General features: G+C 34.2%; 20 protein-coding genes. All 20 read left to right on the top strand.

Going from position 1 to position 19,470, the window contains the following annotated elements:
• Positions 1-378 carry a septum formation initiator family protein gene (locus RZ74_RS04485; RefSeq protein WP_053950257.1) on the top strand — a complete coding sequence of 126 codons (378 nt, stop codon included), beginning with the start codon at positions 1-3 and terminating at the stop codon, positions 376-378.
• A complete protein-coding gene (locus RZ74_RS04480; RefSeq protein WP_053950256.1) occupies positions 375-2,528 on the top strand; it encodes a penicillin-binding transpeptidase domain-containing protein in 2,154 nt (717 codons plus the stop codon). Before RZ74_RS04485 ends, RZ74_RS04480 begins: the two co-directional genes overlap by 4 nt.
• A gap of 15 nt (positions 2,529-2,543) precedes the next feature.
• Positions 2,544-3,506 (top strand): phospho-N-acetylmuramoyl-pentapeptide-transferase, encoded by a 963-nt coding sequence (gene mraY / locus RZ74_RS04475; protein ID WP_237756928.1) that lies wholly within the window; start codon positions 2,544-2,546, stop codon positions 3,504-3,506.
• A 25-nt stretch (positions 3,507-3,531) separates the two neighbouring features.
• Positions 3,532-4,914, top strand: a complete 1,383-nt coding sequence (gene murD / locus RZ74_RS04470) for a UDP-N-acetylmuramoyl-L-alanine--D-glutamate ligase (protein ID WP_053950254.1) — start codon at positions 3,532-3,534, stop codon at positions 4,912-4,914.
• Positions 4,911-6,002 (top strand): undecaprenyldiphospho-muramoylpentapeptide beta-N-acetylglucosaminyltransferase, encoded by a 1,092-nt coding sequence (gene murG / locus RZ74_RS04465; RefSeq protein WP_053950253.1) that lies wholly within the window; start codon positions 4,911-4,913, stop codon positions 6,000-6,002. Before murD ends, murG begins: the two co-directional genes overlap by 4 nt.
• A 14-nt stretch (positions 6,003-6,016) precedes the next feature.
• On the top strand, positions 6,017-6,877 hold the full coding sequence (locus RZ74_RS04460; protein WP_053950252.1) for a cell division protein FtsQ/DivIB: 861 nt from the start codon (positions 6,017-6,019) through the stop codon (positions 6,875-6,877).
• Positions 6,878-6,983: 106 nt separating this feature from the next.
• Positions 6,984-8,339 (top strand): cell division protein FtsA, encoded by a 1,356-nt coding sequence (ftsA, locus tag RZ74_RS04455; protein ID WP_053950251.1) that lies wholly within the window; start codon positions 6,984-6,986, stop codon positions 8,337-8,339.
• 29 nt (positions 8,340-8,368) lie between these two features.
• The gene (ftsZ, locus tag RZ74_RS04450; RefSeq protein WP_053950250.1) at positions 8,369-9,607 is read left to right on the top strand and encodes a cell division protein FtsZ; all 1,239 of its coding nucleotides are present in this window, start codon (positions 8,369-8,371) and stop codon (positions 9,605-9,607) included.
• Between the two features lie 35 nt (positions 9,608-9,642).
• Positions 9,643-10,041 carry a cell division protein SepF gene (locus RZ74_RS04445; protein WP_053950249.1) on the top strand — a complete coding sequence of 133 codons (399 nt, stop codon included), beginning with the start codon at positions 9,643-9,645 and terminating at the stop codon, positions 10,039-10,041.
• Between the two features lie 2 nt (positions 10,042-10,043).
• Entirely contained in the window at positions 10,044-10,826 is a 783-nt protein-coding gene (locus tag RZ74_RS04440) for a YlmH family RNA-binding protein (RefSeq protein ID WP_237756927.1), read from the top strand.
• A gap of 18 nt (positions 10,827-10,844) precedes the next feature.
• Complete coding sequence (locus RZ74_RS04435) at positions 10,845-11,486, top strand: DivIVA domain-containing protein (protein ID WP_053950247.1); 642 nt, start codon at positions 10,845-10,847, stop codon at positions 11,484-11,486.
• A gap of 215 nt (positions 11,487-11,701) precedes the next feature.
• Complete coding sequence (gene ileS / locus RZ74_RS04430) at positions 11,702-14,500, top strand: isoleucine--tRNA ligase (RefSeq protein WP_053950246.1); 2,799 nt, start codon at positions 11,702-11,704, stop codon at positions 14,498-14,500.
• Between the two features lie 50 nt (positions 14,501-14,550).
• Complete coding sequence (locus RZ74_RS04425; protein WP_053950245.1) at positions 14,551-14,754, top strand: cold-shock protein; 204 nt, start codon at positions 14,551-14,553, stop codon at positions 14,752-14,754.
• A gap of 65 nt (positions 14,755-14,819) precedes the next feature.
• The gene (locus RZ74_RS04420) at positions 14,820-15,371 is read left to right on the top strand and encodes an NUDIX hydrolase (protein ID WP_053950244.1); all 552 of its coding nucleotides are present in this window, start codon (positions 14,820-14,822) and stop codon (positions 15,369-15,371) included.
• Between the two features lie 22 nt (positions 15,372-15,393).
• The gene (locus RZ74_RS04415) at positions 15,394-15,630 is read left to right on the top strand and encodes a hypothetical protein (protein WP_053950243.1); all 237 of its coding nucleotides are present in this window, start codon (positions 15,394-15,396) and stop codon (positions 15,628-15,630) included.
• Between the two features lie 11 nt (positions 15,631-15,641).
• Positions 15,642-16,334 (top strand): 5'-methylthioadenosine/adenosylhomocysteine nucleosidase, encoded by a 693-nt coding sequence (locus tag RZ74_RS04410; protein WP_053950242.1) that lies wholly within the window; start codon positions 15,642-15,644, stop codon positions 16,332-16,334.
• 17 nt (positions 16,335-16,351) lie between these two features.
• On the top strand, positions 16,352-17,506 hold the full coding sequence (locus RZ74_RS04405; RefSeq protein ID WP_053950241.1) for a cysteine desulfurase family protein: 1,155 nt from the start codon (positions 16,352-16,354) through the stop codon (positions 17,504-17,506).
• Position 17,507: 1 nt separating this feature from the next.
• Entirely contained in the window at positions 17,508-17,846 is a 339-nt protein-coding gene (locus RZ74_RS04400) for a cysteine desulfurase (protein ID WP_053950240.1), read from the top strand.
• A gap of 135 nt (positions 17,847-17,981) precedes the next feature.
• Positions 17,982-19,109 (top strand): tRNA 2-thiouridine(34) synthase MnmA, encoded by a 1,128-nt coding sequence (gene mnmA / locus RZ74_RS04395; RefSeq protein WP_053950239.1) that lies wholly within the window; start codon positions 17,982-17,984, stop codon positions 19,107-19,109.
• Between the two features lie 65 nt (positions 19,110-19,174).
• Positions 19,175-19,470, top strand: a 296-nt coding sequence (locus tag RZ74_RS06965; protein WP_187291398.1) for a transposase, incomplete at its 3' end; no start/stop codon positions are given.

Below are 19,470 nucleotides of genomic sequence, written 5' to 3'. Positions count from 1 at the left end.
ATGGCACAAAATAATCTAGCAAATAACACATATGCGGTACCCGGTTATTATTCTGCTGGGGAACAACAAACATATCAAAATCAAGAAAGTGAAATTAATGTAAAATTAGGACTATCAAAGTTTGAAAAAACAGTTGTAATCTTAGGCCTTTCAGTTGTATTCTTTTTAATGATTGCATTGGTTAGTCAAAAAATTGCGCTAAGTAATCAAGCAGCTAATCTACAAGTGACAACCAGTGCACTAACGAAGGTCAAAGATAGTAACAGTATTTTGAAACAAGAAGCAAGTGAATTGCAAAGTGCTAATAGATTGCAAAAAATTGCTAAACAAGCCGGTTTATCTTTGTCTAATAAAAACGTAAGGAATGTTAGCAAATGAGTAAGTTAAATAATCGGGAAATCTTAAAAAAACGCCGAAACAACCGTAGTCACTATGGGCAATTTCTATTGTTGCTATGTCTAGGCGTTTTTTTGTGTATGGTATTAAGATTTACATATGTATCTGTTTTTAAGACAGTTCGTGGTGTTAATTTAACCCAAATGGCCCAAAGTTTATACACAAAAAGTAATGTTATCTCTGCTAAGCGTGGAACTATTTATGACGCAAATGGCCAACCTTTAGCGGAAGATACTAATGTGTATACTATGTATGCAATTTTAAATAAGAAACAAGTCGGTTTAGACAATGAACCTTTATACATTACTAATAAGGAAAAAGCAGCAAAGGCGATTTCCAGTGTGCTTCCGATTACATATAAGGAAGCTTTAAATGATTTGAATCCAAGTACGAATGCATTCCAAGTTGAATTTGGAAATGCTGGCACCAACATCTCATTAACACAAAAACAAAAATTAGATTCATACCATATATCTGGTTTGAACTTCTTACAACAACCATCAAGACTATACCCTAATGGTGTCTTCGCTTCTCATTTAATTGGATATGCCTCAGCACAATCTGATCCAAAGACATCCAAAGTTAGTCTAACTGGACAAATGGGAATTGAAAAAGTATATAACGAATTACTTACTGGTAAAGATGGATACAAGACATCTCAAACTGATAATTCAGGTGTACAAATCGAAACAGGTAAAACTGTTGATAAACCTGCTAAAAATGGTGATGATGTTTATACAACATTGGATTACAGACTACAATCATTAATGGAAACAGAAATGACCAATGTTTATAATGAAGTTCACCCAAAGAGCATGAATGCGGTATTAATGAATGCTAAAACAGGTGACATTCTAGCCGCTACTCAAAGACCAACTTTCAACGCCACCACTAAACAAGGTTTGGATAAAATTTGGCGTAATACTTTAATTCAAGATGCTTATGAACCTGGTTCAACTATGAAGATATTTACAGTTGCATCTTCTATTAATAGTGGTCATTACAATGGGAACGCAACTTATCACTCAGGTAAATACTTGATTAATGGTAGAGTAGTTCCCGATTGGAACCCAAGTGGTTGGGGGAATATCACTTATAATAAAGGTTTTGCACTATCTAGTAACGTTGCCATGGCACATTTGGAACAAATGATGGGTGCCAAAACTTGGCGAGAATACATGAATAGATTTAAATTCTTCACACCATCTAATTTAGGTTTCCCAGGAGAAGAAACTGGTAGTGTTCAATTTACTTATCCAATCGAACAAGCTAATACTGCCTTTGGACAAGGGATTCTTGTGAACGCAATGCAGATGATGAGGGCATTATCATCAATCGCAAATGATGGTACAATGGTGCAACCAAGAATAGTAAGCAAAATTGTGGATCCTAAGACTAAAAAAGTAATTAAATCATATCCTAGAAAAGTAGTGGGGCATCCAATTACTGCAAGTACTGCTAAACAAGTAATTCAACATATGGAAGACGTTGTTTACAAATCTTATGGAATTGGTGGAGCATACAAGATTCCAGGTTACAAGATTGCTGCTAAGACAGGGACTGCCCAAGTTAGTGATGGAAAAGCTGGATATGAATCTGGTGACGATAGTTATCTATATTCTGTTGCCGGAATTGCACCAGCAGATCATCCAAAATATATTTTATACATTACAATGAAACAACCAACTTTAAAGGGAACTAAGACAGCATCACAATTAATGGCTGAAATTTTCAACCCAGTGATGAGATTAGCACTTGAAGAAAATAAGAATGCTGAAAACAAGAATAACCTAAAAGTTCCTAATGTAGTTGATAAATCAACCAGTATTGCTAGAAAAGAATTATCATCAGCTGGTCTAAAGTACATTTTTACAGGTAACGGGGATAAAGTGCTTGATCAATCAATTGATGCAAATGAAAAGGTTTCTAGCAATCGTCTAGTGATCGTTCAAACAAATGGTAGCAAGTCAATGGCTGACCTCAAAGGATGGTCAAGATATGATGTTGCAACATACTGTAGAATGACTGGTATATCAGCTGATTTACAAGGCGATGGATATGCATATAAGCAAAGTATTAAATCTGGTGTAGCCATTAATGGTGCTACCAAAGTAACAATTAAATTTAAGTAGGGGATGGAAAAAAGGATGATTATAAATATTGCGTGGCCAATTTTAGTTAGTTTCATAATTACAGTTGTGTTTATGCCATCTTTAATTGGATATTTTAGAAGAAAACATGAAGGTCAAATGATTAGAGAAGAAGGACCTAAATGGCATGAAGTTAAATCAGGAACACCTACAATGGGTGGACTGCTATTTATAATTGCAATTATTATTGCCAGCATAGTTGGTGGAGCGATTACCCATTTTATCAATCCAACACTATTGATATTGATTTTTATCCTTGTTTTATACGGACTACTTGGAATGTGGGATGATAGCATTAAGCTATTTAGACGCCAAAATGAAGGTTTAAAAGCTTGGCAAAAATTAGCTGGACAAGTTTTTGGTGGATTAATTTTCACACTTGTTTACGCTAATCATTTTCCAATGGCTCTAAAATTACCATTCCTAGGTGATTTTCATTTAGGTTGGTTCTACGCTATTTTTATCATTTTCTACTTAACAGGATTCTCTAATGCTGTTAATTTAACTGATGGTCTTGATGGATTAGTTAGTGGATTATCAATTATTGCGTTTTTAGCATACGCAATCGTAGCAATTCATCAACATCAAATGGATGTAGCTATCTTCTGTTTTGCAGTGGTTGGTGCACTATGTGCATTTATGATTTATAACCACAAACCTGCTAAAATTTTCATGGGAGATATGGGATCACTTGCTTTAGGTGGATCACTAGCTGCTGTATCAATTTTAGTTCATCATGAATTATCATTAATTTGGATTGGATTCATGTTTGTAATGGAAACATTAAGTGTAATTATCCAAGTTGCATCATTTAAATTAACTGGAAAAAGAATTTTTAAGATGTCACCAATACATCATCATTTTGAAATGCTGGGTTGGTCTGAATGGAAAATTGATATTGTATTCTGGATATCGGGTGCACTACTAGCAATTACAGGTGTGTTAGCTATTATTATGTAATACTTATTTTGGGAGCAAAAAAACTATGAAAAATATTGATGATTATAAAAACAAAAAAATATTAGTTGTCGGTGCTGGGAAAAGTGGAATCAATGTTGCTAAACTTTTAAGACAGTTAGGAGCCGATGTCTGGCTTAATGATGCTAAACCGCTAGCAGAAAATGTTAAAAGTGAGTTATTAAACACTGATGTAAATGTTATTGAAGCAAAACAATCTGCTGAACTATTAAATCAAGAAGACTTTGACTTAGTAGTTAAAAACCCAGGTATTTTTTATGATAATGAATTGATTCAAGAAGCGATGAATCAAGGAATTCCAGTTACTGTTGAAGTAGAGATAGCAACTGAAGTAAGTGAAGCTCCTATAATTGGTGTTACAGGAAGTAATGGAAAAACAACTGTTTCAACCATGATTAACGACATCTTGAATGTTGATCGAAAAAATGGACATTCCTATGTGGCTGGAAATATCGGAGTTACAGCTAGCACAGTAACTCCAAGTGCAACAAAAGAAGATGATATTGTCCTAGAACTATCTAGTTTCATGTTGCAAGGAATTACAGAATTACATCCACATATTGCGGTATTAAATAATGTTTTTTCAAATCATTTGGATTATCACAAGACTAGAGAAAACTACGTTAACGCCAAAATGCGCATAACAGAAAATCAAACTGAAAATGATTATTTTGTTGTTAATTTTGATAATCCTGAATGGGTTGAATTAAGTAAAAGAAGTAAGGCCAAAGTAGTGCCATTTTCTTACGATGCAGTTTCAAAAGAAGGTGCATATGTTTTAGATAATCAAATCTTTTTCAAAGATGAAAAGGTTATGGATGTTAAGAATATTAAAGTACCCGGGCAACAAAACGTACAAAATGCATTAGCAGCAATTGCTGTTACTAAAATAATGAATAAATCAAATGACGCAATTAAAAAGGCGTTAGGTAGTTTTGGCGGAGTCAGACATCGTGTTCAATATGTACTTTCATATATGGACAGAGATTTTTATAACGACTCTAAGGCCACTGATATTGAAGCAACCCAAGTTGCTTTAAGAAGTTTTAACGATAATGTTGTTTTAATCGCAGGTGGTCTGGATCGTGGATACACTTTCGAAAAACTAGAAGATGACTTTAAAAATCATGTGAAGGCAATTGTGTTATTTGGAGAAACCAAGCAATTGCTATCTCAAACTGCTTCCAATGCAGGGATAAAGAGTATTAAAGTTGTTGATAATTTAGAACAAGCGGTTAACGAAGCTTGGTCAATGAGTGATGAAGGAGATGTAATCCTTCTATCACCTGCGAATGCAAGTTGGGACCAATATGATACTTTTGAACAAAGAGGGGACGAATTTATTAAGTTCGTTGAACAAAAAACTGGTAGAAAGGAAGTAACAAAATGAGACTGATGATTTCAGGCGGAGGAACTGGTGGACATATTTATCCAGCTCTAGCTTTAATTGAAGAATTAAGACGTGTAGATCCAGATTCTGAAGTTTTGTATGTTGGTTCTACCAGAGGATTAGAAAAGGACATTGTTCCTAAGCATAATATTGATTTTGAAGAATTAGAAATTCAAGGTTTTAAACGTTCACTATCTTTATATAACGTAAAGACAGTAGCCTTATTTATGAAGAGCTTGCATAAAGCTAAAAAATTAATAAAACAATTTAAACCAGATATCGTTATTGGAACTGGTGGATATGTATCTGGAGCAGTTGTTTATGCTGCAGCACAAATGAAGATTCCAACCATGATTCATGAACAAAACAGTGTTGTTGGTTTAACCAATCGTTTTTTAAGCAAGCATGTTGATAAGATTGCAGTCGGATTTGAAGATGCAATCAGTCAATTCCCTGCAGACAAAACAGTGTACACTGGTAATCCTAGGGCACAACAGGTTGCTAACTTGAAATCTGATTTCTCGTGGACTAAATATGGTCTTAAAGATGATGTACCAACCTTATTAATTTTTGGTGGAAGTCAAGGTGCTCTAAAAATCAATCGAGTTACAGCGGAAAGTATTCACTTATTCAATCGAAAAGATTACCAAGTTGTATTTGTAACCGGTCCTAAGAGATATGATGATGTAATGGAACAGTTAAAAGGACAAACTATTAATGATAATGTAGCTATTTTAGACTACATTGCTGACATGCCAAATGTCCTACCTAAAGTAGATGCAATTGTCGGAAGAGCAGGGGCAACTAGTTTAGCTGAAATAACAGCGCTGGGGATTCCTTCTGTATTGATTCCAAGTCCTTATGTTACTGCTGATCACCAAACTAAAAATGCATTGAGCTTAGTTAAAAATGATGCTGCCGTTATTATTACGGAAGATGATTTAACTGAAAAAACATTGGTTGAAAACGCTGATTTTATTATGAATGATCGAGATAAACGTTTAAAAATGGCTGAAAATGCAAGAAACATGGGATGTAGAGATGCAGCCACAAGATTGTTAGATTTAGCTAAATCTATTTGTCACTAATTGGAGTGGGTGAAATGAAATTAAAAATGCCTTCGAAGCTCTCCAATAAAGAGTCGAGAATATCAGATGATTTTGTTGAATTAAATAAGCAAAAAATCAAAAATAAATTAAATTCGTCAGCTTATATTATTTTACCTATTGTAGTTGTGTTGGGGATTTTAATCTATTTGGTGTCTCCACTTAGCAAAATTAATCAAATCAAGATTCTGGGAAACGGTTATGTTCCTGTTAATGAAATCAAGAATGATTTAGGCCTTAGCTCAGGAGATAGCGTATTTAAAATTATTGGTCATAAGAAACGAATTAACGAAAATGTTTCTAAAAAGGACCACAGAATTAAAAATATTGATTTTCATTTTAATGGATTTAATAATCTAAGCATTAAAGTGACACCATATAGAGAAATTGGATATGAAACTAAAGGAAAAAAGCAATATCTAATTTTAGAAAATGGTAATGTTACAAATATCGCTGTTAAAAACCCTAAAGACGATAAGATGCCATATATTGTTAAGTTCAATGATCGTTCAAAGTTGCGTGAAATGATTCAAAAGTATTTGAAATTACCTAAGGATATTAGGGATAACGTAAGAGTGATTTCATTTTCACCTACGAAGGTTTACACTGATGAATTGCATGTATACATGCGTGATGGAAATAGAATCATCATTTTGATGAGCGATTTCAATAAAAAAATGGGCTTTTATAGATCGATTGCAACTCAGTTAAAAACCAAGAGTGTTATTAATCTCGAAGTAGGGGCTTATTCATACCCAATTTCGGATCAAAAAACTGAAACTAAAAAAAGCACAACAAAAACAACACTTAAAGTGAATAAAGAAACAAAAAAAGCAAACACTAAAAGAAACCAATAATGGTTCTTTAGAGTTAGAGATTCTTGTGTTAAAATTAAAATATAACTAACTTAAATAGAAATAAGAGTATCTAAGAATAATTATTCTTAATTGGAGGTTCCCCTAGATTATGAATTCAGAAATGTATGTTGGATTAGATATAGGAACCACGTCAATTAAAGTGATTGTTGCTGAAAAGGTTAAAGGACAAATGAACGTTTTAGGTTTAGGAAATGAACGTTCAGAAGGAATTAGCCGAGGCATCATTGTTGATATTGACAAGGCTTCTGAATCAATAAGAAAAGCTGTAAACCAGGCAGAAGAAAAAGCTGGTATTCAAATTAATGATGTAATCGTTGGGATTCCAGCAAATCAATTAAAAATTGAACCATGTAGTGGGATGGTTGCAATCTCAGATCAATCCAGAGAAATATCTGATGAAGATGTAAGAAATGTGACTGTATCTGCGATGATTAAGAATTTACCACCTGAAAGAGAAATTGTGGATACTTTAGCTGACGAATTTGTCGTTGATGGATTTGATGGTATTAAAGACCCACGTGGTATGGTAGGTGTACGTCTTGAAATGAAGGGACGTATTATTACTGGACCTAAGACAATCATTCATAATGTTAAAAAAGCAGTTCAAAGAGCCGGGTTAAATCCTGCAGCTGTGATTAATATGTCATTAGCACAAGGAATGACAATTCTAGATGATGGCGAACAAGATTTTGGAACAGTTTTAATTGATCTTGGTGGTGGACAAACCACAGCGTCAGTTATTCATGATCACCAATTAAAATTCACAACCGTTGATAGCGAAGGTGGAGAATACATCACCAAAGATATCTCAGTTGTTTTAAACACTTCACTGGAAAGTGCTGAAAAAATTAAGCGTGATTATGGATACGCCGATGAAATCGACGCTTCAGAAAATAACGAATTTCCTATTGAAGTGGTTGGACAAAGCCAACCAGTTAGAATTTCTGAAAAATATTTAGCTGAAATCATTCAAGCTAGATTAGATCAAATTTTCACTAGAATGGATAAGAGCTTAAGCAGTATATCAGCCTTAAGTTTACCTGGAGGGGTAGTCTTAACAGGTGGTGTGGCTGCATTACCAGGAATATCAGACTTAGCTGCAGATCGATTGGATACTAACGTTAGAGTATATATTCCAGACCAAATGGGATTGAGACACCCATCATTCTCATTAGCACTATCGCTAGTTACTTATCGAGCAAATATGAGTGAAATTCAAGTGTTAGTTAGATCTTCACTTGAAGGCAAGAGCGTTGTGACTGCACAACAAAATGATGATGATTTCATTGGGAATAATTATAATGATGATATGATTACAGAAGATGTTAATTACGAAACTGAAATCACTGAAAAGCCTCGTAAAGATAAAAAGTCTGTTTCTAAAGTTGCTAAAAATACTAAAGGGATGTTTAGCCGCTTCTATAAAGACTTTTTCGAATAAAATAACAGGAATACACGGAGGAAGTTAAAATGGAATTTTCATTAGATTCTACACAAAGTCAAGGCGCAAAAATTAAAGTCATCGGAGTAGGTGGCGGTGGTAGTAACGCCGTTAACCGTATGATTGCAGAAGATGTTAAGGGTGTTGAATTCATCGTAGCTAATACAGATGTACAAGCTCTAAACACTTCAAAAGCTGAAACTAAAATTCAATTAGGACCTAAACTAACTCGTGGTTTAGGTGCTGGTTCAGATCCAGAAGTCGGTACTAAAGCTGCTGAAGAAAGTGAAGAAGCTATTGCTCAAGCACTTGAAGGCGCAGATATGGTATTTGTAACTGCCGGAATGGGTGGTGGTACTGGTAACGGTGCTGCTCCTATCGTAGCTAAAATTGCTAAGCAATCAGGTGCTTTAACTGTTGGTGTTGTAACTAGACCATTTACTTTTGAAGGACCAAGAAGGTCCAAATATGCTGCTGAAGGTGTTTCAGCACTTAAAGAAAATGTTGATACATTAATTGTTATCGCTAATAACCGCTTATTAGAAATGGTAGACAAGAAGACACCAATGATGGAAGCTTTCCAAGAAGCAGATAACGTGCTAAGACAAGGTGTTCAAGGTATTTCAGACTTAATTACAAGTCCTGGTTACGTTAACTTGGATTTTGCTGACGTTAAGACTGTAATGCAAAACACAGGTTCTGCATTAATGGGTGTTGGTACTGCAACTGGTGAAAACAGAACTGCTGAAGCTACTAAGAAGGCTATTTCATCACCATTACTTGAAGTATCAATCGATGGTGCAAAACAAGTGCTATTAAATATTACTGGTGGTCCAGACATGTCACTATTTGAAGCACAAGATGCTTCTGATATTGTTGCTCAAGCTGCAACTAGTGATGTAAATATCATCTTTGGTACTTCAATCGATGAAGAATTAGGAGATGCAATTAAGGTAACAGTAATTGCAACTGGAATCGAAACAAGTCCAGAAGAATTACTTAACGGCCAAGTTAACAGAGGTGCTAGAAGTGCTGATAACGCTGGACGTGTTGCTACTCCAAGACGTCACAAAGAAGACGAATCAAATAACAATGTAAGAACTAATAATGAACAATCAGCATCATCAGAAACTACTGATGCAAGATTTGAAAATGTTCAAAAGAAAGAATTTGATCCATTTGATGCTAACAATGCTAGCGAAAACCAAGCAGATGATAGCTCTAATGATGATGATTTACCACCATTTTTCAAATTCCGTCGCAAATAATATTTTGTAAATTTCTTTGAAGGGAATGAAATGAAATGACAGCTAAATTTAATATTAGTAAATTTTTCGGTACAGATTATGATCAAGATGAAGAATACTATGACAATGAATCACAAGTTGAAACTAGTGATAAAGTCGTATCTATTGGCAAAAATAGGGGACATGAAAATAGTAAAATAGCTGTTTTTGAACCAAAAATTTATGCTGATGTTAAGACAATTGGTCAAAAACTGATTGATAACAATGCAGTTATCATTAATTTTGATGCTGCTAGTGACGAAGCTACTCGTAGAATCATTGACTTTTTAAATGGTGTTATCTTTACAATTGATGGAAATATCGAAAGAATTTCTGAATTAGTATTTCTTTTCACCCCACACAATTACTCAGTTGACGGAGATATTAGAAAAGAAATGAACGATAGATTGAGATAAAAATGGATAAGAATATTGAACAGCATTTTAGAAAAGAAGAAGTTCCATTTATTGATTCCTGTGCTGATTTAATCGATGAATCTATAAATCAGTATCGACCAATTCTTACAAAGTTTTTAAACCCTAGACAAGTTTATATTTTAACAACTTTAGTTAATCGCCAACCCGATTTACAAGTTAAGAGTTTCGGTGGATACGATAATGCAGAGATGAAGAGATGTTTAATTTATCCCGATTATTTTACTCCTACGGATGATGATTTTAAGCTACGATTGTTTGAAATTAGATATCCAGTTAAATTTTCCAAACTAAGACACAGTAAGATATTAGGTACTTTGTTAGGTTCTGGAATTGAGAGAACAACTATTGGTGATATATTAACGGACGGAACTCAATGGCAGTTCTTCTGCACTGAAGAAATTGCTGATTTCATAAAGATGCAAATCAATTCAATTGGAAAAACAAAGGTTACTTTAATTGAAACTCCATTAAAAGAAGTTATTGTCCCTGAAAATGAGTGGAAAGATGAATCAACAACAGTTTCATCATTTAGAATGGACACCTTAATTTCTGAGGGATTTAACATTTCTAGAAACGATGCTAAAGAATTAGTAAGTCACCAGAAGGTTCATCTTAATTGGGCCGTTAATATTCGACCTGATTATGAAATTACAACACATGATGTTGTTTCTGTAAGAAGATATGGTAGACTTAAGTTGAAGAGACAGGATGGAGAAACAAAAAAAGGTAAATATAGAGCAGTGATTTCTGTTCTAAAAAAATAGGTTGGAGGAGAGATACTCATGGTACTTAGCCCACAAGATATTCACAACAAAGAATTTTCTGTAAAAATGAGAGGTTACAATATTGACGAGGTCAATGAATTCTTAGATCGTATTATTAAGGATTACCAACTAACTCTTTCAGAAAACATTGAAATGAAGAATCGTTTGAAAGAAACAGAAGAAGAACTAAAATACTTTAACGGTATGAAAGATTCATTGAACCAATCAATTATCATTGCACAAAATGCTGCTGATCAAGTTAAAATTGATGCTCAAAATGAAGCAAATGATGTAACTGAACAATCAAGAAAGCAAGCAGATGAAATTCTAAACGATGCTAGTGTTAAGGCTAAGGAAATCGTTGAAAACATCTCAAGTCAATCTAAAGCACTATTGGTAGCTAATGATGATTTAAGAAAGACTACAGAATCATTTAGAGAAAAACTACAAACTTTATTAAAGAGTCAAATGGAAATGATCTCAAGTTCTGAATGGGATAAAATCATTTCAGGTGTAGATGCAAATCAAGAAAAGGTTAGCAAACAAATTAATAACCTTGACACTTTTAAAGACACAGTAGTAAAATCTGATAGTAAAGAGATGCCTAAGGATGCAACTGTAAAGATTTATCCTGATGGTTCTTTTAAGAAAATTAAATAACGAGATTGAGAACAGAAAACAATAAATTGATACAATAAAGCGAGCTGATGATTGGTGAGAGGTCAGTTGTAAATCATTTATTGCAGATCACCTCAGTTTATCTCATAAATTAGTTAATTAAGATAGAATGTATTTACGTTCTAAATTGGGTGGTACCGCGAAAGACTTCGTCCCTTGTGATGAGGTCTTTTTTTATTAGAAAAGGAGTGATTTTGATGCGAGTTAAAGATACTTTAAATTTAGGTAAGACCAAGTTTAAAATGCGTGGTAATTTGCCAGTTAAAGAAGTAGAAAGACAAAAAGCATGGGAAGATAACAATGTTTATCAATTAAGACAAAAATTAAATGAAGGTAAGCCTTCTTTTGTATTACATGATGGACCTCCATATGCCAATGGTGACATTCATATGGGACATGCTTTAAACAAAATTTCTAAAGACTTTATTGTTAGATATAAGTCAATGAATGGCTTTAGAGCCCCTTATGTTCCTGGTTGGGATACTCATGGTTTACCAATCGAACAAAAACTAACTCAAGCTGGTTACGATCGTAAAAAGATGGATACTAATGAATTTAGAAAGTTATGTCATGAATATGCATTGAAACAAGTAGATCGTCAAAGAGAAGGATTCAAACGTCTTGGAGTTACAGGTGAATGGGACAATCCATACCTTACATTAAAACCAGAATTTGAAGCTGCTGAAATTAGAGTTTTCGGTAAAATGGCTGAAAAAGGCTTAATTTACCGTGGTAAAAAGCCTGTTATTTGGTCATGGTCATCTGAATCAGCTCTTGCTGAAGCAGAAGTTGAATACCATGATATCGAATCACCTTCAGCATTCTACGCTGAAAAGGTTGTTGACGGTAAAGGGGTATTAGACGAAGACAACACATACATGGTTGTTTGGACAACTACTCCATGGACAATTCCAGCATCTATGGGTATTACTATTGATGCCGGTTTCGATTACGCCGTTGTAAAACCATCTAACGATGATCGTAAGTTTGTTCTTGCTGCTGAATTAGTTGGTAAAGATGCTGAACTATTTGGTTGGGAAGATTACGAAATCGTTAAGACCGTAAAGGGTCAAGAATTAGAAGGCGTGTTAGCACAACATCCATTTATGGATAGACAATTACTAACTATGCTAGGTGATTTCGTAACAATTGATACTGGTACTGGTTTAGTTCATACTGCTCCTGGTTTTGGGGAAGATGACTACTATGTTGGTAAATCATATGGATTAGACATCTTTGTAGATGTAGATGCACAAGGATACTTAACAAAAGAAGCTGGTCCAGATTTCGAAGGTGTTTTCTATGATGACGCTAATGAAATTTCATTAAACAAGTTAAAAGAAAAGAACTTACTATTGAAGTACCAACCAATTACTCATAGTTATCCATTTGACTGGAGAACTAAGAAGCCAGTAATTTATCGTGCTACTGACCAATGGTTTGCTTCAGTTGATAAGATTAGAGATGACATTTTAAATGCCATTGAAGATGTTCAATTTAAACCTGAATGGGGTAAAAAACGTCTTTACAATATGATTAAAGACCGTGGTGATTGGGTAATCTCTAGACAACGTGTATGGGGAGTTCCACTACCAATTTTCTATGCTGAAGATGGTACACCAATTATTACTAAGGAAACTACTGATCATGTTGCAGATTTATTTGCTAAACATGGTTCTGATATTTGGTTTGAAAAGGAAGCTAAGGACTTACTTCCTGAAGGATTTACTAGTGAACATTCACCAAACGGTAAATTCACTAAGGAACACGACATTATGGATGTTTGGTTCGATTCTGGTTCATCACACCAAGGTGTTTGTGCTGAACGTGATTACCTAACTTATCCAGCAGACCTATATCTTGAAGGTTCAGACCAATACCGTGGTTGGTTCAACTCAAGTTTAATTACTAGTGTTGCATTTAGCGGTAAAGCTCCATACAAACAACTATTATCACAAGGATTCACACTTGATGGTGAAGGCCACAAGATGAGTAAATCACTTGGTAATACAATTGCTCCTGATGAAGTTATTAAGCAAATGGGTGCTGAAATCGTTCGTCTATGGGTTACTTCTGTAGATACTTCAGCTGATGTTAGAGTATCAATGGAAAACTTTGTAAAAATTTCTGATTCATACAAGAAAATTAGAAATACAATGAGATACTTACTAGCTAATACTTCAGATTTCGATCCAAAGACTAACAGTGTTTCATTTGATGACATGAAGTCAGCAGATAAATACATGATGGTTAGATTAAACCAATTTATCAAAGACATTAAAGCTGACTATGATAACTACGACTTCCTTAGCTTAAACCGTCGACTACTTTCATTTATCAATGCTGATTTATCAGCATTCTATCTAGACTTCGCTAAAGATATTTTATATATTTATGCTGAAGATAGTGCTGAAAGAAGATCAATGCAAACTGTCTTATATCAAGCTGCTGTTGCATTAACTAAGCTAATGACTCCAGTATTACCACACACTGCTGAAGAAATTTGGCCATTCTTATCTGAAGAAGAAGAATTCGTTCAACTATCAGAAATGCCAGAATCTGTTGAGTTACCAGGTGCCGAAGAAATTGCTGAAAAATGGCATAACTTTATGGAATTAAGAGATGACGTCTTAAAGGCATTAGAAGAAGCTAGAAATAACAAGTTAATCGGTAAAGCTTCAGAAGCTAACCTAGAATTATACGTTGATGATAACGTTAAAGCTAAGTTAGAATCATTGGATACTGACGTTGCTCAAATCCTAATGGTATCTGAACTATCAATTAACGACGCAAGTAGTGCTCCAAGCGAAGCACAAAACTTTAATGATGGCCTTTCAATTGTAGTAAAACATGCTGAAGGTGACGTTTGTGAACGTTGTCGATTAATTAGTACTGATGTTGGTTCTGATGCTGATTATCCACAATTCTGTGCACGTTGTGCTAAGATTGTACGTGATAACTTCCCAGAAACTGCAACTGAAGGTTTTGAAGAATAAACAATAAAAAACTGGGATTATCCCAGTTTTTTATTTTAAGGAGAAAAATAATGATAAAAGGTAAAGTAAACAATTTTAATCCAGAACATGATTTCGGATTTTTAAAAGGTGAAGATAAGAATAAAGTATTTTTCCATGCATCTGCAGTCGAAAATAAAACTAGAAACGAAATTGAAATTGGTCAAAAGGTTGAATATCAAATTGCTCAAGGGATGAAAGGTGCACAAGCGGTAAAAATTCGTGTCATTGACTAGAGAATAATTGAAAAAATCTTTTAAAGTATATAGAATGAATATATAAATCATAAAGGGTTGATAATATGAATCTTGAAGAGAAAGTTTTAGGAGTAGAACCTAAATACAACGGTGCAATTATTAACGTTGAAAAACAAACCGTTGAATTACCAAACGGAGAAACTTCTACTAGAGACGTTGTCCATCATTCTAATGCTGTTGGTATTCTTGTTTTAACAGAGAATAATAAAATGCTATTAGAAACTCAATGGCGTGCACCAATTGCAAAAGAGACCATCGAAATTCCTGCTGGAAAAGTAGATGATAGAGATAATTCCTCTTTAGATACAGTAAAAAGAGAGCTAAATGAGGAAACAAGATTAGAAGCACAAAATATCAAAAGAATTACTGGATTTTATTCTAGTGTCGGCTTTTGTGATGAATATATGGAATTGTATTTAGCATTTAATTTAAAGCCAGTTAAAGATGAATTACCACGTGATCAAGGAGAGTATTTAAATATTAAAGAATATTCTTTAGATGAAGCGTTGGAAATGATTGAAAATGGCAAAATCGAAGATGCTAAGACGATTACTGCAATTTATTATTGGAAATTACATGATCAAATAGGTCGTTAATTGCAAAAGGGGTTATTCCTTAATGATAACTAGAAAAGAGTATCAAAGTAATAAAAAGAAACAACATTTAGATGACGAATTTATCACAAGAAGTCAATCTAATGAAGATATGCCTAATCAAGAAGAAATTTCTAGAAATAATACAATAAGCGAAGATGATAAAATCAAGAAATTGGCTAGAAAATTAAACTGGGCCATTGTATTGTTGGTTTTACTGATTATCGTAGTATATTTAATTTTAATTTACGTTAACCCATAGGAGAAAACAAAATGAAATTCGGAATTTTATGTGCAATGGATGAAGAAATTAAAACATTGCTAGAATCATTAGAAAATAAAAATGAAGTTAATATTAAAGAAATGACTTTTTATGAAGGAACCATTTCTGGACAAGAAGTGGTACTAGTAAGATCTGGTATCGGTAAAGTAGAAGCAGGTTTAACAACAGCTCAATTAATCACTAGTTTTAACGTTGATATCGTTATTAATTCCGGATCAGCTGGTGGTATTGGTGAAGGCTTAAATGTTGGAGATGTCGTGGTTTCTACCGAAACTGCATACCATGATGTTGACGCTACTGCAGCTGGATATGTATATGGACAACTTCCAGGTCAACCTGCTAGATTTAAAGCATCAGAAAAATGGTCTAAAGAAATTACCGAAGCTTCTAAAGAAGTTGGTCTAAATGTTAAATCAGGACTAATTGTTACTGGTGATCAATTTGTTGCTGATCAATCAGTTATTGATGGCATTTTAAAGAATTTCCCAGACGCACTTTCATGTGAAATGGAAGGTGCTGCAGTTGGACAAGTTGCAAATCAATTTAACATTCCTTATGTTGTTGTAAGAGCAATGTCAGATAATGCTAATGGGGATGCTGATAAGAGCTTCGATGAATTTATTTTGGAAGCTGGGAAACGTTCAGCCAAAATGCTATTAGACTTGTTGGAAAATCAAAAATAGAAAGGGTTTAGGTATATTTGAGAGAAGTTTACTTGGATAATGCCGCTACAACCCCCATCGATAAAAACGTCTTAGATGATATGTATGATAAGATGCAAAATGTTTATGGGAATGCTTCCACACTTTATGGAATTGGTAGAAAAGCTCATACAGTATTGGAAGATAGTAGAGACATTATTGCTAAAAGCATAAACGCTAAGCCAGACGAAATAATATTTACCAGCGGTGGTAGTGAAAGTGATAATACAGCAATTATACAAACTGCTGAAGCTCGAAAATCATTAGGTAAACATATTATTACAACCGCAATTGAACACGAAGCAGTATTAAAGCCATTGGAATATTTAGAAGGCCAAGGTTATAAGATCACATACTTACCAGTTAATACTGATGGAGTCATTAATATTGAGGACTTAAGGTCAGCTTTAGATGATGAAACTATCTTAGTAACTATTATGACAGGTAATAATGAAGTTGGTTCTTGCATGCCGATTCACGAAATTGGTGAACTTCTAAAAGACCACCAAGCATGGTTCCATACAGATGCTGTTCAAGCATATGGACTATTGGATATTGATGTTGAAAAGGATCACATTGATATGCTTTCTACTTCAGCGCATAAAATTAATGGACCCAAAATGACTGGTTTTCTTTATAAAAGAACTGGTGTCGATTTTCCTAGTTTTATCAAGGGTGGAGAACAAGAAAAGAAACGTCGTGCAGGAACAGAAAACATTCCATCAATATCTGGATTTGCTACTGCTGTATCTATGATTACACCTGAAGTAAAGCAAGAACTACATGATAGATACTTGGGTTTCAAAAAACAAATTATGAGTGAATTAAATGATAATGACATTGAATTTGTAGTTAATGGCACTGTCGATAATAATCCACTACAACATGTTTTTAATGTTTGGATAAAAGGAATTGCATCTGATGTTATTCTAGCTAATATGGATTTAGCTGGTTTTGCAATCTCTGCAGGTTCAGCATGTACAGCAGGTAACATTGAACCATCACATGTGTTAGTAGCAATGTATGGCAATGAAACAAACAGATCATCAGAATCAATTCGAATTAGTTTTGGTAAGTTCACTACGAGTGAAGAAATTGATTTGTTTAGTGAAGCATTAGTAAAAGTAATAAAAAGAATTAAGAGGGTGGACTAAAATGGCTTTTGAAATTAGTAATCAATTACTTGGAGATAATACAGTGTATGCTGTTAGTCCAGAAGTAAAGAAATATACATTAACCGATATGGGTTTTGTTAGTACTAAAGCGGGTAACTATTCTTTTGAAAGAACCCTAGATCCTAACGACCCATATAATGGTGTTAAATTAAAGATTGTTTTTAAAGGTGATTTAAGTTCTTTTAAACTGAGTGCCGTTACAAGCAATGGTTTAAATAAAGTTAATATTTTTACTAACAAACAATCCGATGAATTAGTAGAACAATACAATTTCTTAATGAACAATTTCGTTGAAAGAAACGTATTTATTAAAAAATAGAAAGGAAGCCTAATGGCTTCCTTTTTTGCTTCTTAATTGCATTTTGTCGCAGAAATAGGTATCATACTCTTTATGGAATGTGCGACCTTCAACTCGTAGGTTCTAAGAATCTAAAAGAAATGATGGTGATTTAAAATGGCAGACAATAGTAATACCCGTGTTGTTGTCGGAATGTCAGGTGGAGTGGATTCATCCGTAACCGCCTACCTTTTGAAGCAACAAGGATATGACGTTGTAGGTGTATTTATGAAGAACTGGGACGATACCGATGAAAACGGTGTTTGTACAGCTACTGAAGACTACAAAGATGTAGCCAAAGTGGCCTCAGAAATCGGAATACCTTACTACTCTGTTAATTTTGAAAAAGAATATTGGGATCGCGTTTTCACTTATTTCTTGAATGAATATAAAAAAGGTAGAACTCCAGATCCCGATGTTATTTGTAACAAAGAAATTAAGTTTAGAGCTTTTCTAGACTACGCATTAGACCTAGGTGCTGACTATATTGCAACTGGTCACTATGCTAGACTACAACGTGATGAAGATGGTCATAACCACTTATTACGTGGTAGTGATGACAACAAGGACCAAACATACTTCTTGAGTCAATTATCAGCAGACCAATTAGATCGTGTTATGTTCCCATTAGGAGATATGCCTAAACCTAAGGTTAGAGAAATTGCTAAAGAAGCTGGTCTTGCAACTGCTGAAAAGAAGGATTCAATGGGAATCTGTTTCATCGGTGAAAAGAACTTCAAATCATTCTTGAGCAATTATTTACCAGCAACACCTGGTAAAATGATGACTTTTGAAGGTGAAGTAAAAGGCCAACATGATGGATTAATGTATTACACAATCGGTCAAAGAAAAGGTCTAGGTATTGGTGGAGACGGTAAAGATAATCGTCCTTGGTTCGTAGTCGGAAAAGATTTATCAAAGAACATTTTATATGTTGGTAAGGGATACGAAAATGAACATCTATATGCCGATTATTTAGTTGCTTCAGATATTTTCTGGATTAACGATATCAGTGATCGTGGCAATGACTTCCGTTGTACAGCTCAATTCCGCTACCGTCAAAAAGACGTTGGTGTTAGCGTGCATCTAAATGATGATGGAAAGTCATTAAAGGTAGAATTTGATGACCCAGCAAGAGCAGTAACTCCTGGTCAAGCTGTTGTATTCTATGATGGTGATGAATGTTTAGGTTCAGCTATCATCGATGCTGCATATCAAAACGATAAAGAATTACAATACATTTAAATTTTAAAAAGATGCTTTGAACTGAACCCCTTGAATTGGAGAAATCTAACTCAAGGGGTTCTTTTATGTTTAGCAGAGAAATAAAATTAGCTGCCATTAAAGATTATTATAATGGTTTAGGATTTACAAAAATAACTAAGAAGTATGGTATTAAAGGGTCTGCGACCCTTTACGAATGGATTAGAAAGTTTGATCAGTTTGGTTCTGAATATTTTTCTAAAAATACTAAGACTTATTATGAATATTCGTTTAAAATAAAGGTCATAAACTGGCGATTAAGGAATCATGAATCATTAACAAATGCCTCACGGCATTTTAAACTCAGTTCCCCCTGCGTAGTATATCAATGGGAACGACTAGT

Origin of the sequence: Apilactobacillus apinorum (assembly GCF_001281175.1) — a bacterium.
Lineage (GTDB): Bacteria > Bacillota > Bacilli > Lactobacillales > Lactobacillaceae > Apilactobacillus > Apilactobacillus apinorum.
Note: the sequence above shows the minus strand (reverse complement) of the source record. Positions and strands in the feature narration are given on the sequence as shown.

Bases quoted from the DNA above. Each gene is read 5' to 3' on its own strand.
- RZ74_RS04485 (WP_053950257.1), top strand. From the start codon at position 1: ATGGCACAAAATAATCTAGCAAATAACACATATGCGGTACCCGGTTAT.
- RZ74_RS04480 (WP_053950256.1), top strand. From the start codon at position 375: ATGAGTAAGTTAAATAATCGGGAAATCTTAAAAAAACGCCGAAACAAC.
- mraY (WP_237756928.1), top strand. From the start codon at position 2,544: ATGATTATAAATATTGCGTGGCCAATTTTAGTTAGTTTCATAATTACA.
- murD (WP_053950254.1), top strand. From the start codon at position 3,532: ATGAAAAATATTGATGATTATAAAAACAAAAAAATATTAGTTGTCGGT.
- murG (WP_053950253.1), top strand. From the start codon at position 4,911: ATGAGACTGATGATTTCAGGCGGAGGAACTGGTGGACATATTTATCCA.
- RZ74_RS04460 (WP_053950252.1), top strand. From the start codon at position 6,017: ATGAAATTAAAAATGCCTTCGAAGCTCTCCAATAAAGAGTCGAGAATA.
- ftsZ (WP_053950250.1), top strand. From the start codon at position 8,369: ATGGAATTTTCATTAGATTCTACACAAAGTCAAGGCGCAAAAATTAAA.
- RZ74_RS04445 (WP_053950249.1), top strand. From the start codon at position 9,643: ATGACAGCTAAATTTAATATTAGTAAATTTTTCGGTACAGATTATGAT.
- RZ74_RS04440 (WP_237756927.1), top strand. From the start codon at position 10,044: ATGGATAAGAATATTGAACAGCATTTTAGAAAAGAAGAAGTTCCATTT.
- RZ74_RS04435 (WP_053950247.1), top strand. From the start codon at position 10,845: ATGGTACTTAGCCCACAAGATATTCACAACAAAGAATTTTCTGTAAAA.
- ileS (WP_053950246.1), top strand. From the start codon at position 11,702: ATGCGAGTTAAAGATACTTTAAATTTAGGTAAGACCAAGTTTAAAATG.
- RZ74_RS04425 (WP_053950245.1), top strand. From the start codon at position 14,551: ATGATAAAAGGTAAAGTAAACAATTTTAATCCAGAACATGATTTCGGA.
- RZ74_RS04420 (WP_053950244.1), top strand. From the start codon at position 14,820: ATGAATCTTGAAGAGAAAGTTTTAGGAGTAGAACCTAAATACAACGGT.
- RZ74_RS04415 (WP_053950243.1), top strand. From the start codon at position 15,394: ATGATAACTAGAAAAGAGTATCAAAGTAATAAAAAGAAACAACATTTA.
- RZ74_RS04410 (WP_053950242.1), top strand. From the start codon at position 15,642: ATGAAATTCGGAATTTTATGTGCAATGGATGAAGAAATTAAAACATTG.
- RZ74_RS04400 (WP_053950240.1), top strand. From the start codon at position 17,508: ATGGCTTTTGAAATTAGTAATCAATTACTTGGAGATAATACAGTGTAT.
- mnmA (WP_053950239.1), top strand. From the start codon at position 17,982: ATGGCAGACAATAGTAATACCCGTGTTGTTGTCGGAATGTCAGGTGGA.